Source organism: Halobacillus sp. Marseille-Q1614, assembly GCF_902809865.1.
In the GTDB taxonomy this organism is placed as follows: domain Bacteria; phylum Bacillota; class Bacilli; order Bacillales; family Halobacillaceae; genus Halobacillus_A.
In genome coordinates this window covers 3,103,526-3,116,741 of the sequence record NZ_CADDWH010000001.1, presented here as the reverse complement: position 1 = coordinate 3,116,741, position 13,216 = coordinate 3,103,526, and the positions used below count along the sequence as shown (strand labels likewise).

Sequence of the window (13,216 nt, the reverse complement as noted above, 5' to 3'; positions counted from 1 at the left end):
CCAACCAGTACGTCAATTTATTCTTTCTATTATATAGAGAGAATTCAAACAAGCACATTCGGTGTGCAAATGAGCAAGTCAAACTACTTTTATGGAGAGTTTGATCCTGGCTCAGGACGAACGCTGGCGGCGTGCCTAATACATGCAAGTCGAGCGCAGGAAGTTAACTGATCCCCTTCGGGGGTGACGTTAGTGGAATGAGCGGCGGACGGGTGAGTAACACGTGGGCAACCTGCCTGTAAGACCGGAATAACCCCGGGAAACCGGGGCTAATGCCGGGTAATCTCCTCCCTCGCATGAGGGAAGAGTAAAAGATGGCTTTCTGAGCTATCGCTTACAGATGGGCCCGCGGCGCATTAGCTAGTTGGTGAGGTAACGGCTCACCAAGGCGACGATGCGTAGCCGACCTGAGAGGGTGATCGGCCACACTGGGACTGAGACACGGCCCAGACTCCTACGGGAGGCAGCAGTAGGGAATCTTCCGCAATGGACGAAAGTCTGACGGAGCAACGCCGCGTGAACGATGAAGGTCTTCGGATCGTAAAGTTCTGTTGCGAGGGAAGAACAAGTACCGTGCGAATAGAGCGGTACCTTGACGGTACCTCGCGAGAAAGCCCCGGCTAACTACGTGCCAGCAGCCGCGGTAATACGTAGGGGGCAAGCGTTGTCCGGAATTATTGGGCGTAAAGCGCGCGCAGGCGGTTCCTTAAGTCTGATGTGAAAGCCCACGGCTCAACCGTGGAGGGTCATTGGAAACTGGGGAACTTGAGGACAGAAGAGGAGAGTGGAATTCCACGTGTAGCGGTGAAATGCGTAGATATGTGGAGGAACACCAGTGGCGAAGGCGACTCTCTGGTCTGTTTCTGACGCTGAGGTGCGAAAGCGTGGGTAGCAAACAGGATTAGATACCCTGGTAGTCCACGCCGTAAACGATGAGTGCTAGGTGTTAGGGGGCTTCCACCCCTTAGTGCTGAAGTTAACGCATTAAGCACTCCGCCTGGGGAGTACGGCCGCAAGGCTGAAACTCAAAGGAATTGACGGGGGCCCGCACAAGCGGTGGAGCATGTGGTTTAATTCGAAGCAACGCGAAGAACCTTACCAGGTCTTGACATCCTTGGACCACCCTAGAGATAGGGTCTTCCCTTCGGGGACCAAGTGACAGGTGGTGCATGGTTGTCGTCAGCTCGTGTCGTGAGATGTTGGGTTAAGTCCCGCAACGAGCGCAACCCCTAATCTTAGTTGCCAGCATTGAGTTGGGCACTCTAAGGTGACTGCCGGTGACAAACCGGAGGAAGGCGGGGATGACGTCAAATCATCATGCCCCTTATGACCTGGGCTACACACGTGCTACAATGGATGGTACAAAGGGCAGCGAAGCCGCGAGGTGTAGCAAATCCCATAAAACCATTCTCAGTTCGGATTGCAGGCTGCAACTCGCCTGCATGAAGCCGGAATCGCTAGTAATCGCGGATCAGAATGCCGCGGTGAATACGTTCCCGGGCCTTGTACACACCGCCCGTCACACCACGAGAGTTGGCAACACCCGAAGTCGGTGAGGTAACCTTTATGGAGCCAGCCGCCGAAGGTGGGGCCAATGATTGGGGTGAAGTCGTAACAAGGTAGCCGTATCGGAAGGTGCGGCTGGATCACCTCCTTTCTAAGGATAAAAGGAACGGCTTTTTAGCCGTCTCCTTCGGAGGACGTACATGGTTGGTTGTTCAGTTTTGAGAGATCAAAGGATCTTCTCAATGTGAACCTTGAAAACTGGATAAGATTTGACAAGACATCAAACCAAAGTAAGAAACGTCTTTTCACGACGATTTAAAAGTTAAGTGAATAAGGGCGCACGGTGGATGCCTTGGCACTAGGAGCCGATGAAGGACGGGACTAACACCGAAATGCCTGGGGGAGCTGTAAGTAAGCTTTGATCCCAGGATCTCCGAATGGGGAAACCCGCTGTTCGTAATGGAACAGTATCCATAACTGAATACATAGGTTATGGAAGGCAGACCCGGGGAACTGAAACATCTCATTACCCGGAGGAAGAGAAAGCAAACGCGATTTCCCAAGTAGCGGCGAGCGAAACGGAATCAGCCCAAACCAGAAAGCTTGCTTTCTGGGGTTGTAGGACACTCCTTTGGAGTTACCAAGAGAGAGGATAGACGAAGTGATCTGGAAAGATCCGCCATAGAGGGTAACAGCCCTGTACTCGACATCCTTTCTCCTCCGGAGTGTATCCTGAGTACGGCGGAACACGAGGAATTCCGTCGGAATCCGGGAGGACCATCTCCCAAGGCTAAATACTCCCTAGTGACCGATAGCGAACCAGTACCGTGAGGGAAAGGTGAAAAGCACCCCGGAAGGGGAGTGAAAGAGAACCTGAAACCGTGTGCCTACAAGTAGTCGGAGCCCATTCATGGGTGACGGCGTGCCTTTTGTAGAATGAACCGGCGAGTTACGACCGTATGCAAGGTTAAGCTGATGAGAAGCGGAGCCGCAGCGAAAGCGAGTCTGAATAGGGCGATTTGAGTATGCGGTCGTAGACCCGAAACCGTGTGATCTACCCATGTCCAGGGTGAAGGTCAGGTAACACTGACTGGAGGCCCGAACCCACGCAAGTTGAAAATTGCGGGGATGAGGTGTGGGTAGGGGTGAAATGCCAATCGAACACGGAGATAGCTGGTTCTCTCCGAAATAGCTTTAGGGCTAGCCTCAGAATAGAAAGTCTTGGAGGTAGAGCACTGATTGGACGAGGGGCCCCTACCGGGTTACCGAATTCAGTCAAACTCCGAATGCCAATGACTTTGTTCTGGGAGTCAGACCATGGGTGATAAGGTTCATGGTCGAGAGGGGAACAGCCCAGACCGCCAGCTAAGGTCCCTAAGTGTGTGTTAAGTGGAAAAGGATGTGGAGTTGCTTAGACAACCAGGATGTTGGCTTAGAAGCAGCCATCATTGAAAGAGTGCGTAATAGCTCACTGGTCGAGTGACTCCGCGCCGAAAATATACCGGGGCTAAACACACCACCGAAGCTGCGGATTGATCCTGATGGATCAGTGGTAGGAGAGCGTTCTAAGGGCGGCGAAGTCAGACCGTAAGGACTGGTGGAGCGCTTAGAAGTGAGAATGCCGGTATGAGTAGCGAAAAAAGAGTGAGAATCTCTTTCACCGAAAGCCTAAGGTTTCCTGAGGAAGGCTCGTCCTCTCAGGGTTAGTCGGGACCTAAGCCGAGGCCGAAAGGCGTAGGCGATGGACAACAGGTGGATATTCCTGTACCGCCTCCTTTCCGTTTGAACGACGGGGGGACGCAGGAGGATAAGGAGTGCGCACGATTGGAAGAGTGCGTCCAAGCAGCAAGACGGTCGGATAGGCAAATCCGTCCGGCAACGTCAAGCTGTGATGGGGAGGGAAATAAAGTACCGAAGCTCCGGACTTCACACTGCCAAGAAAATCCTCTAGTGAGGAAAGAGGCGCCCGTACCGCAAACCAACACAGGTAGGCGAGGAGAGAATCCTAAGGTGAGCGGGAGAACTCTCGTTAAGGAACTCGGCAAAATGACCCCGTAACTTCGGGAGAAGGGGTGCTCCTCTGCCGAGGAGCCGCAGTGAAAAGGCCCAAGCGACTGTTTACCAAAAACACAGGTCTCTGCGAAGCCGTAAGGCGAAGTATAGGGGCTGACACCTGCCCGGTGCTGGAAGGTTAAGGGGATGCGTTAGCTTTTAGCGAAGCGTTGAACCGAAGCCCCAGTAAACGGCGGCCGTAACTATAACGGTCCTAAGGTAGCGAAATTCCTTGTCGGGTAAGTTCCGACCCGCACGAAAGGTGCAACGACTTGGGCACTGTCTCAACGAGAGACCCGGTGAAATTATACTATGCGTGAAGATGCGCATTACCCGCGACAGGACGGAAAGACCCCGTGGAGCTTTACTGTAGCCTGATATTGAATGTTGGTACAGCTTGTACAGGATAGGTGGGAGCCTGAGAAGCCGGAGCGCTAGCTTCGGTGGAGGCGCTGGTGGGATACCACCCTGGCTGTACGGACATTCTAACCCAGGACCGTGATCCGGTCCGGAGACAGTGTCAGGTGGGCAGTTTGACTGGGGCGGTCGCCTCCCAAAGAGTAACGGAGGCGCCCAAAGGTTCCCTCAGAATGGTTGGAAATCATTCGCAGAGTGTAAAGGCACAAGGGAGCTTGACTGCGAGACCTACAAGTCGAGCAGGGACGAAAGTCGGGCTTAGTGATCCGGCGGTACCGTATGGAAGGGCCGTCGCTCAACGGATAAAAGCTACCCCGGGGATAACAGGCTTATCTCCCCCAAGAGTCCACATCGACGGGGAGGTTTGGCACCTCGATGTCGGCTCATCGCATCCTGGGGCTGTAGTCGGTCCCAAGGGTTGGGCTGTTCGCCCATTAAAGCGGTACGCGAGCTGGGTTCAGAACGTCGTGAGACAGTTCGGTCCCTATCCGTCGTGGGCGTTGGAAATCTGAAAGGAGCTGTCCTTAGTACGAGAGGACCGGGATGGACACACCGCTGGTGTACCAGTTGTTCCGCCAGGAGCATCGCTGGGTAGCTACGTGTGGACGGGATAAGTGCTGAAAGCATCTAAGCATGAAGCCCCCCTTGAGATGAGATTTCCCCTAACAATAAGTTAGTAAGATTCCTCAGAGACGATGAGGTCGATAGGTCCGAGGTGGACGCGTGGTGACACGTGGAGCTGACGGATACTAATCAATCGATGACTTAACTTTAAAAGAAAAGCGAAAACGCCTAGGCGTTGCAGCTACAAATTATGACGGTTTGATTCCAATCAGTCTTATCCAGTTTTGAGGGTTTACCTCCATATAATAGATGAGGTGGCGATAGCGAAGAGGTCACACCTGTTCCCATGCCGAACACAGCAGTTAAGCTCTTCAGCGCCGATGGTAGTCGGGTATATCCCCGTGAGAGTAGGACGCTGCCTCGTCAATGATTAAGAAACCGAAAGCATAAGCTTTCGGTTTTTTTGATATATTTATTAATAGGACCCTTAGAAATAAAGAAAGGTGGGGGAATCATGGATCAAACTTATATGTGGTTGGAGGATCTAGATATATTTTTTATAAGATTAATGGCGGCTCTAGTTTTATCAGGAATTATTGGGTTTGAACGTGAGCTGAAAAATCATTCTGCCGGTTTTCGTACCCATATCTTAGTAGGAATGGGTTCCTGTTTGATGATGCTGCTCTCCATTTATGGATTTGAATCTTTTATCGAAGAATATGATAATGTGAGGTTTGATCCTGCCCGTATCCCTTCCTATGTTATCAGTGGTATTGGTTTCTTAGGAGCAGGGACCATTATTGTAAACGGCATGACCATCCGCGGACTGACGACAGCCGCTTCAATTTGGACAGTCGCCGGACTTGGGCTGGTCGTCGGAGCCGGTATGTATGGTGTGGCAATTGTAGCCACCGCCCTTGTGCTGTTAAGTCTAATCTTCTTAAACAATATTGAAAGAAAATATGTAAGCCATTATTTTAAAAATTCGTATGTCGTGGTAGTGGAAGACGATGCGAAAGTCAGTGATATCTTAACCATTTTTGATGATGAAAACCTTGTGGTGAAAAAAGTCGAAATTCAAAAGGGGAACAACCATCGTAAAAAAATCTTTATTCACGCGGACCGCAGCCAGAAATACGACGAAGCCGGTCTAATTGAGAAGCTTTCAAGCATTCCCCGGGTAGTCCAAGTCTCTAGTAAAAGATAGTTAAAGCTATGCGACATAATTCGCATAGCTTTTTTGTTTTAGGAAGGGGAAAATTAGGGAAAGATTACTCTTGTACATGAAAACATTATAGTTGCGTATGCAGTAAAAATGAGTATAATAAAATTAAGGTCAAAGATAGTCAAAGTCAAAAGAGGAGGAGGGAAAATGCGGAATATATCTGACATCATTGAAGAGCATCTAAAGAAGATTTTAGATGAAAATCATCACGGAAGTATTGAAATTAAACGGAGTGAAATCGCTGAAAAATTTCAATGTGTGCCTTCTCAAATCAATTACGTGATTAAAACCCGCTTCACTGTGGAAAAGGGCTATATAGTTGAAAGTAAACGCGGAGGCGGCGGCTATATTCGAATCCGCCGTGTCCAGCATCGATCCGAGTCACAAATGATTGATGATATTATTAAGCTGGTTCAGCCGGAAGTATCTCAATCTGTTTCACTCGATATTATCGATCGTTTACTTGAAAATGATAGCATAAACGAACGTGAAGCGAATATCATGGCAAGCGTGATGGAGCGTGAGGTTCTTGCATTCCCACTTCCTCTAAGGGATGAGCTCCGTTCTCGAATTCTGACAGCGATGCTTTTCACCCTTAAGTACAAAAGCTAGGTGAGGAGGTAGATCATATGGATTGCCAAAGATGCCATAAGCGCCCTGCAACGGTTCATTTAACCCAGGTTATTAACGGCGAGAAATCAGAAATTCATGTGTGCGAGCACTGTGCCAAAGAAAAGGGTTATATGAATGAAAAGGAAGACAACTTTACTCTTACTGACTTATTATCCGGTTTATTTAATCACGATCATCAATTTTCATTTAAAGGTCAGCAATCTAAACCTTATGAGAAACAGTCTGTACAGCTGAAATGTCCAAACTGCGGGTTAACCTACCAGCAATTTGCGAAAATTGGAAAGTTTGGGTGTGCGGATTGTTATAAAACTTTTGATGAACGTTTGGATCCTATATTTAAGCGAGTTCATAGTGGAAATGCCCATCACCACGGGAAGATACCTAAACGAGAAGCCGGCCACCTGCACTTGAAAAAACAGGTGGACCAGCTAAGAGCAGAGCTTCGTGGGATGATTGAACAGGAAGAATTCGAACAAGCCGCTCAATTACGAGATCAGATTCGGTCCCTGGAACAACAACTTCATCAAGAGAAAGGGGATGGAGAATAATGTCACTTGGACAATTTATGAATGAAGCAATCAGCCCCTGGATGAACCAGGAAGGCCCGGACAGTGACATTGTTCTAAGCAGTCGAATTCGTCTGGCCCGTAACCTTCAGAAGTATCCGTTCCCTATCATTGCAGCAGAGGAACGCCTGGAGGAAGTACTGAACATTTTTAAAGAAGAGTTTGCGGGACAGTCATTTAGAGATTATAAGAATTTCGAAGTCGTGGAAATGAGTGATTTGCAGCCGATTGAAAGAAGAGTACTTGTGGAGAAGCATTTAGTCAGTCCGCATTTAATCGATCAATCGAAGCATTCGGCATCATTGATTTCTCAAAATGAACAAGTGTCAATCATGATAAATGAAGAAGATCACATACGAATACAGCTTTATTTTCCTGGCTTTCAGCTGGACCGGGCATTAGAACAGGCCTCTCAGTTAGATGACTGGCTTGAAGAAAAAGTGGATTATGCCTTTGATGAAAACAGAGGCTATTTAACGTCGTGCCCGACTAACGTTGGTACGGGAATGAGGGCTTCAGTGATGATGCACCTTCCTGCTTTAGTAATGACCCAGCAGATTACGCGCATGACGCCGGCAATTAACCAGCTGGGATTAGTCGTCCGCGGTATTTACGGTGAAGGAAGCGAAGCTCTTGGCAACTTGTTTCAAATTTCTAACCAGATTACGCTTGGGAAATCAGAAGAGGATATTGTGGAAGACTTGCACAGTGTGGTAAGACAACTGATTGATCAAGAAAGAAAAGCCCGTCAGACCTTAATGCAGCGGTCAGGAATCCAGCTTGAGGACAGAGTTTTTCGATCCTATGGTGTTTTGAAGCATAGTCGAATCATAGAGTCTAAAGAGGCAGCAAAATGCTTATCTGATCTTAGACTGGGAATCGATTTAGGGTTCATCGATGATATTCCAAAGACCATTTTGAATGAGCTTATGGTTTTAACACAGCCAGGGTTCCTTCAGCAATATGCACAAGAGTCTCTAACTCCGTCTGAGCGTGATATCCGTCGAGCTTCCCTGATTAGAGAAAGATTACAATTAGAAAAGAATGAATAAATAGTTAGGAGGTAATGTCCATGATGTTTGGGCGATTTACTGAAAGAGCACAAAAGGTACTAGCATTAGCGCAAGAAGAAGCGGTCCGATTAGGCCATAACAATATTGGCACTGAACACATCCTTCTTGGTCTTGTAAGTGAAGGTGAAGGCATTGCTGCAAAAGCTCTGAACGCTTTAGGATTAGAAGCCAGCAAGATCCAGGAGGAAGTTGAGAATCTAATTGGCAAAGGTGAAAAAGTATCTCAAACCATTCACTATACACCAAGAGCTAAAAAAGTAATCGAGCTTTCTATGGATGAAGCCCGCAAATTAGGCCACTCTTACGTAGGGACAGAGCACATCCTTCTTGGTTTAATTCGGGAAGGCGAAGGGGTAGCTGCCCGTGTGTTAAATAACCTCGGTGTCAGCTTAAATAAAGCGCGTCAGCAGGTTCTCCAGCTGCTTGGAAATAACGAATCAACCGGTGGAGGCAGCAACCGCAGAGGCGGTGGCGGCGGTGCACAGGCTGCTAATGCCAATACACCAACGCTTGATTCTCTAGCTCGTGATTTAACGGCGATTGCCAAAGAAGGCAACATCGATCCAGTGATCGGACGAAGCAAAGAGATCGAACGTGTGATTCAAGTATTAAGCCGCCGTACGAAAAATAACCCAGTGCTTGTCGGTGAGCCAGGTGTAGGTAAAACAGCGATCGCTGAGGGGCTTGCTCAGCAGATTATGAACAATGAAGTTCCAGAGATCCTGCGTGATAAACGCGTAATGACGCTTGATATGGGTACGGTTGTAGCAGGTACTAAATACCGTGGCGAATTCGAGGATCGTTTGAAAAAGGTTATGGAAGAAATCCGCCAGGCCGGTAATATTATCTTATTCATCGATGAGCTTCATACCTTGATCGGAGCAGGTGGAGCCGAAGGTGCGATAGATGCGTCTAACATCCTGAAACCTTCACTGGCCCGCGGTGAGCTTCAGTGTATTGGGGCAACGACTCTCGATGAGTATAAAAAATATATTGAAAAAGATGCTGCTCTTGAACGACGCTTCCAGCCAATTAAAGTTGACGAGCCATCCTTAGAAGAATCTGTTCAAATTCTTAAAGGACTGCGCGACCGTTATGAAGCGCACCACCGAGTAACGATTACGGATGATTCCATTGAGTCCGCTGTTCGTTTCTCTGACCGTTATATTACGGACCGCTTCCTGCCGGATAAAGCAATTGACTTAATTGATGAGGCTGCTTCTAAAGTACGTCTTCGTTCTTATACAGCGCCGCCAAACTTAAAAGAGCTTGAGCAGAAGCTTGAAGAAGTTCGTAAAGAGAAAGACGCTGCTGTTCAAAGCCAGGAATTTGAAAAAGCCGCTTCCTTACGGGACAGTGAGCAGCGTTTGCGTGATGAGCTTGATCAGACGAAAGACGAATGGAAAGAGAAGCAGGGTCAGGAAGATTCAGAAGTGACGGTAGAAGATATTGCTTCGATCGTATCTACCTGGACGGGAGTTCCTGTTTCTAAAATGACCAAAGATGAAAGTGAACGTCTGCTTCAGTTAGAAGATACTCTTCATAACCGTGTCATCGGCCAGGAAGAAGCGGTGAAGGCTATTTCCAAAGCGATTCGCCGGGCCCGTGCCGGTCTTAAGGATCCGAAACGGCCTATTGGTTCCTTTATCTTCTTGGGACCAACTGGTGTAGGTAAAACCGAGCTTGCCCGTGCACTGGCGGAAAGCATGTTCGGTGAGGAAGATGCGATGATTCGAATCGATATGTCTGAGTATATGGAAAAACACAGCACGTCCCGTCTTGTCGGTTCACCTCCAGGATATGTAGGCTATGATGAAGGCGGACAGCTGACAGAGAAAGTTCGAAACAAACCTTACTCTGTCATCCTGTTAGATGAAATTGAGAAGGCTCACCCTGAAGTCTTTAACATCTTGCTTCAAGTATTGGAAGACGGACGTCTTACAGATTCTAAAGGACGTGTTGTCGACTTTAGAAACACAGTCTTAATCATGACTTCAAACGTTGGGGCACATGAGCTGAAAAGCAATAAGTATCTTGGCTTCTCTATGGGTGATGAGGACCAGAACTACAAAGACATGAAGTCTAAAGTAACGGATGAGCTGAAAAAAGCATTCCGTCCGGAGTTCTTAAACCGTATTGACGAAACGATCGTCTTCCACTCTTTAGAGCGTCGCCACATGAAGGATATCGTTACACTGATGGCAGAACAATTGAGAAAGCGTCTGCTTGATCAGGATATCGACTTCACGCTCAGCGAAAAAGCGATCGAGCATATTGCGAAAGAAGGATTCGACCCAGAATACGGAGCACGTCCTCTTCGCCGCTCTATACAGAAAAACGTGGAAGACCTCTTGTCTGAAGAGCTGTTAAAAGAGAACATTCACAAAGGTCAAAAAGTAGAAATTGACCTGAATGATAACAAAGAATTTACGGTTCATACTCATCAGGAAGCGAAATAAGAGGCAAATTTGAATAAATTATGAACTATTTGAGGTCGGAAGGTGTATGCCTTCCGATTTTTTTATGATTCCGATATGCTTTTAGTAAGGTATTTTTAACTAAAATGATATGGTCATGAAACTTTTTCACAAGCCATATCGTTTATAATAAGGGAGAGGGAGAGAGCGCTTTTGGCGAAGAGAAAAACAAAGTTTGTCTGTCAGGAATGTGGATACGAAACTCCCAAGTGGATGGGTAAATGCCCGGGCTGTCAGCAGTGGAACACATTAGTGGAAGAAGCGGCGATGACCGGAAGCAATTCCCGCCACGTTTTTCAAACCAGTTCATCAGGTTCAGCAAAACCTGAAAAAATCACACAGATTAAATCAGAAAAAGAGCCGAGACTAAGAACGGATATGCCGGAATTAAACCGCGTGCTCGGGGGCGGTATCGTACCGGGGTCGCTGGTTTTAATCGGCGGTGATCCGGGTATTGGGAAGTCAACTTTATTACTTCAGGTTTCTGCTCAGATTGCGAATAAGCAATTGCCTGTTTTATATATATCAGGAGAAGAATCTACACGCCAGACGAAGCTCCGGGCGGAACGATTAGGTGTAGAATCAGACGAGCTTTACGTATTGTCTGAAACGAACCTCCAGGACGTGCTCACTCAAATCGATGTAATTAATCCTAAGTTTGTGATTATCGATTCGATTCAAACGATTTTTAAAGAGGACGTTACTTCCGCTCCAGGGAGCGTGTCACAGGTTCGTGAATGTACAAGTCATTTAATGCGTGTAGCGAAGAGTAAAGGTATTCCTATTTTCATTGTAGGTCATGTAACAAAAGAGGGGTCGATCGCAGGCCCGCGGTTACTTGAACATATGGTGGATGCTGTTTTATATTTCGAAGGAGAGAGGCACCATACATTTCGTATATTAAGAAGTGTGAAGAACCGTTTCGGGAGTACTCACGAAATGGGGATTTTTGAAATGAAGGAGAAGGGCTTAGAAGAGGTTCTGAACCCTTCGGAGATTTTTCTGGAAGAGAGGTCTCAAGGAGCAGCTGGATCGATTATAGTGGCTTCTATGGAAGGGACACGCCCTGTTTTAGTCGAGATCCAGGCGTTGATTTCTCCAACCTCGTTTGGAAACCCGCGGCGGATGGCTACAGGACTTGATCATAACCGTGTGCCCCTGCTCATGGCGGTATTGGAAAAAAGGGTCGGGCTGCTATTGCAAAATCAGGATGCTTACCTAAAAGTTGCTGGAGGCGTAAAGCTGGATGAACCAGCTGTTGATTTAGCGGTGGCCATCAGCATTGCCTCAAGTTTTCGCGATCAGCCTTCCAACCCCGATGACGTAGTTGTTGGCGAAGTGGGGCTGACGGGAGAGATCAGGCGGGTCTCCCGGATTGAACAGCGCGTTCAGGAAGCGGCTAAGCTTGGTTTTAAACGAGTCATTATACCTCAGAAGAATCTAGATGGATGGACACCTCCTTCAGGCATCCAGGTGATTGGTGTAAATACAGTACAGGAAGCTATGCAAATTACATTGGGGGATCGATAAATGGAAGCAAACAACGATAGGACAGGCGACATCGGAGAAATGCTTAAATTTGTAGCTCCCGGCACTCCTATTCGTGAAGGGATCGACAACGTTTTACGTGCTAAAACGGGTGGTCTTATCGTTATGGGTTATGCTAAAGAAGTGCAGGAGCTGGTAGACGGCGGGTTTCATATTCAGTCCCGATTTACTCCCGCTCACCTCTATGAACTGGCCAAGATGGATGGAGCGATCATCTTAAGCAATGAAGGCGAGGAGATCCTCTACGCGAATGCTCAGCTTATGCCGGATCCGGATATTTTATCGACGGAAACAGGCATGCGGCACCGTACAGCTGAACGGGTAGCAAAGCAGACGGGGCACTTAGTGATTGCTATTTCTCAAAGAAGAAATGTCATAACCCTTTATAAAGGGGCCGTCCGGTATTCGCTTAAAGATATAGGCGTTATTCTTACAAAAGCGAATCAGGCGATTCAGACGCTTGAGAAGTATAAGCTCGTACTCGATCAAAGCATTACCAACCTTGGGGCGATGGAATTTGAAAACATGGTTTCTTTCTCGGAAGTCATTCAAGTCGTCCATCGCGTGGAAATGGTGCTGAGAATTAAAAATGAAATCTTAAACTATGTCAATGAGCTCGGTAATGAAGGCAGACTGATTCAGCTCCAGCTTACAGAGCTCGTCTCTAATATTGAAGAAGAAGCGGCATTATTGATAAAGGATTACAGCAAGCGGGCGGAATATGAACCTGCTTATCTTTTAAATAAAATGCAGGAATCAGCCGGTACAGAGCTGCTGTCTGATGAACAGGTGCTTAAATTGTTAGGCTACTCCGTCCACGTAAAGCTTTCAGACCCTATTTATCCGAGAGGCTATCGGATCATGAATCGGATTCCTCGATTGCCCACGGTAATTATCGAACATTTAGTCCAAAGGTTCGGAGTACTGCATGAAGTTATGTCGGCCACTGTCAAAGAATTAGTCGAAGTTGACGGAGTGGGTGAAGTAAGGGCTAAGAAGATCTGCGAAGGCTTAGAGCGGATACAGGAACAGCTGTTTGTTGACCGGCATTTGTAATCATTTGACTTGTAGGTATTTAGTATGATACAATATTTTCCTTTTAATTGAAAAAAATTGTAATTTGTGCTAGTTTATATTCAAGATTTCTAACCTGGA

The 13,216-nt window shown here is 47.4% G+C and carries 7 protein-coding genes and 3 rRNA genes; all 10 read left to right on the top strand.

Annotation, left to right across the window (positions count from 1 at the left end; genetic code table 11):
* Positions 1–88: 88 nt before the first annotated feature.
* The 10 genes from HUS26_RS15625 to disA all read left to right on the top strand — a co-directional run bounded on the left by HUS26_RS15625 (position 89) and on the right by disA (position 13,117).
* Positions 89–1,657 (top strand): 16S ribosomal RNA (locus tag HUS26_RS15625).
* A 169-nt stretch (positions 1,658–1,826) separates the two neighbouring features.
* Positions 1,827–4,748: ribosomal RNA gene (locus tag HUS26_RS15620) — 23S ribosomal RNA — on the top strand.
* Positions 4,749–4,849: 101 nt separating this feature from the next.
* Positions 4,850–4,963, top strand: a 5S ribosomal RNA gene (gene rrf / locus HUS26_RS15615).
* The 16S, 23S and 5S rRNA genes sit together here, the layout of an rRNA operon.
* Positions 4,964–5,053: 90 nt before the next feature.
* A complete protein-coding gene (locus HUS26_RS15610) occupies positions 5,054–5,746 on the top strand; it encodes an MgtC/SapB family protein (RefSeq protein ID WP_173917987.1) in 693 nt (230 codons plus the stop codon).
* A gap of 165 nt (positions 5,747–5,911) precedes the next feature.
* Complete coding sequence (locus tag HUS26_RS15605) at positions 5,912–6,376, top strand: CtsR family transcriptional regulator (RefSeq protein WP_173917986.1); 465 nt, start codon at positions 5,912–5,914, stop codon at positions 6,374–6,376.
* Positions 6,377–6,393: 17 nt separating this feature from the next.
* Entirely contained in the window at positions 6,394–6,945 is a 552-nt protein-coding gene (locus HUS26_RS15600; RefSeq protein WP_173917985.1) for a UvrB/UvrC motif-containing protein, read from the top strand.
* Positions 6,945–8,015: a protein arginine kinase gene (locus HUS26_RS15595; RefSeq protein WP_173917984.1), complete on the top strand. Its 1,071-nt coding sequence runs from the start codon at positions 6,945–6,947 to the stop codon at positions 8,013–8,015. The genes HUS26_RS15600 and HUS26_RS15595 overlap by 1 nt, the downstream gene beginning before the upstream one ends.
* Before the next feature lie 20 nt (positions 8,016–8,035).
* Positions 8,036–10,495, top strand: coding sequence for an ATP-dependent protease ATP-binding subunit ClpC (gene clpC / locus HUS26_RS15590; RefSeq protein WP_173917983.1), 2,460 nt, complete (start codon positions 8,036–8,038; stop codon positions 10,493–10,495).
* 171 nt (positions 10,496–10,666) lie between these two features.
* Entirely contained in the window at positions 10,667–12,043 is a 1,377-nt protein-coding gene (gene radA / locus HUS26_RS15585) for a DNA repair protein RadA (protein ID WP_173917982.1), read from the top strand.
* Positions 12,044–13,117 carry a DNA integrity scanning diadenylate cyclase DisA gene (disA, locus tag HUS26_RS15580; protein ID WP_173917981.1) on the top strand — a complete coding sequence of 358 codons (1,074 nt, stop codon included), beginning with the start codon at positions 12,044–12,046 and terminating at the stop codon, positions 13,115–13,117.
* The last annotated feature ends 99 nt before the right edge of the window (positions 13,118–13,216 follow it).

Coding starts and splice junctions, on each gene's coding strand:
- HUS26_RS15610 (WP_173917987.1), top strand. CDS start 5,054: ATGGATCAAACTTATATGTGGTTGGAGGATCTAGATATATTTTTTATA.
- HUS26_RS15605 (WP_173917986.1), top strand. CDS start 5,912: ATGCGGAATATATCTGACATCATTGAAGAGCATCTAAAGAAGATTTTA.
- HUS26_RS15600 (WP_173917985.1), top strand. CDS start 6,394: ATGGATTGCCAAAGATGCCATAAGCGCCCTGCAACGGTTCATTTAACC.
- HUS26_RS15595 (WP_173917984.1), top strand. CDS start 6,945: ATGTCACTTGGACAATTTATGAATGAAGCAATCAGCCCCTGGATGAAC.
- clpC (WP_173917983.1), top strand. CDS start 8,036: ATGATGTTTGGGCGATTTACTGAAAGAGCACAAAAGGTACTAGCATTA.
- disA (WP_173917981.1), top strand. CDS start 12,044: ATGGAAGCAAACAACGATAGGACAGGCGACATCGGAGAAATGCTTAAA.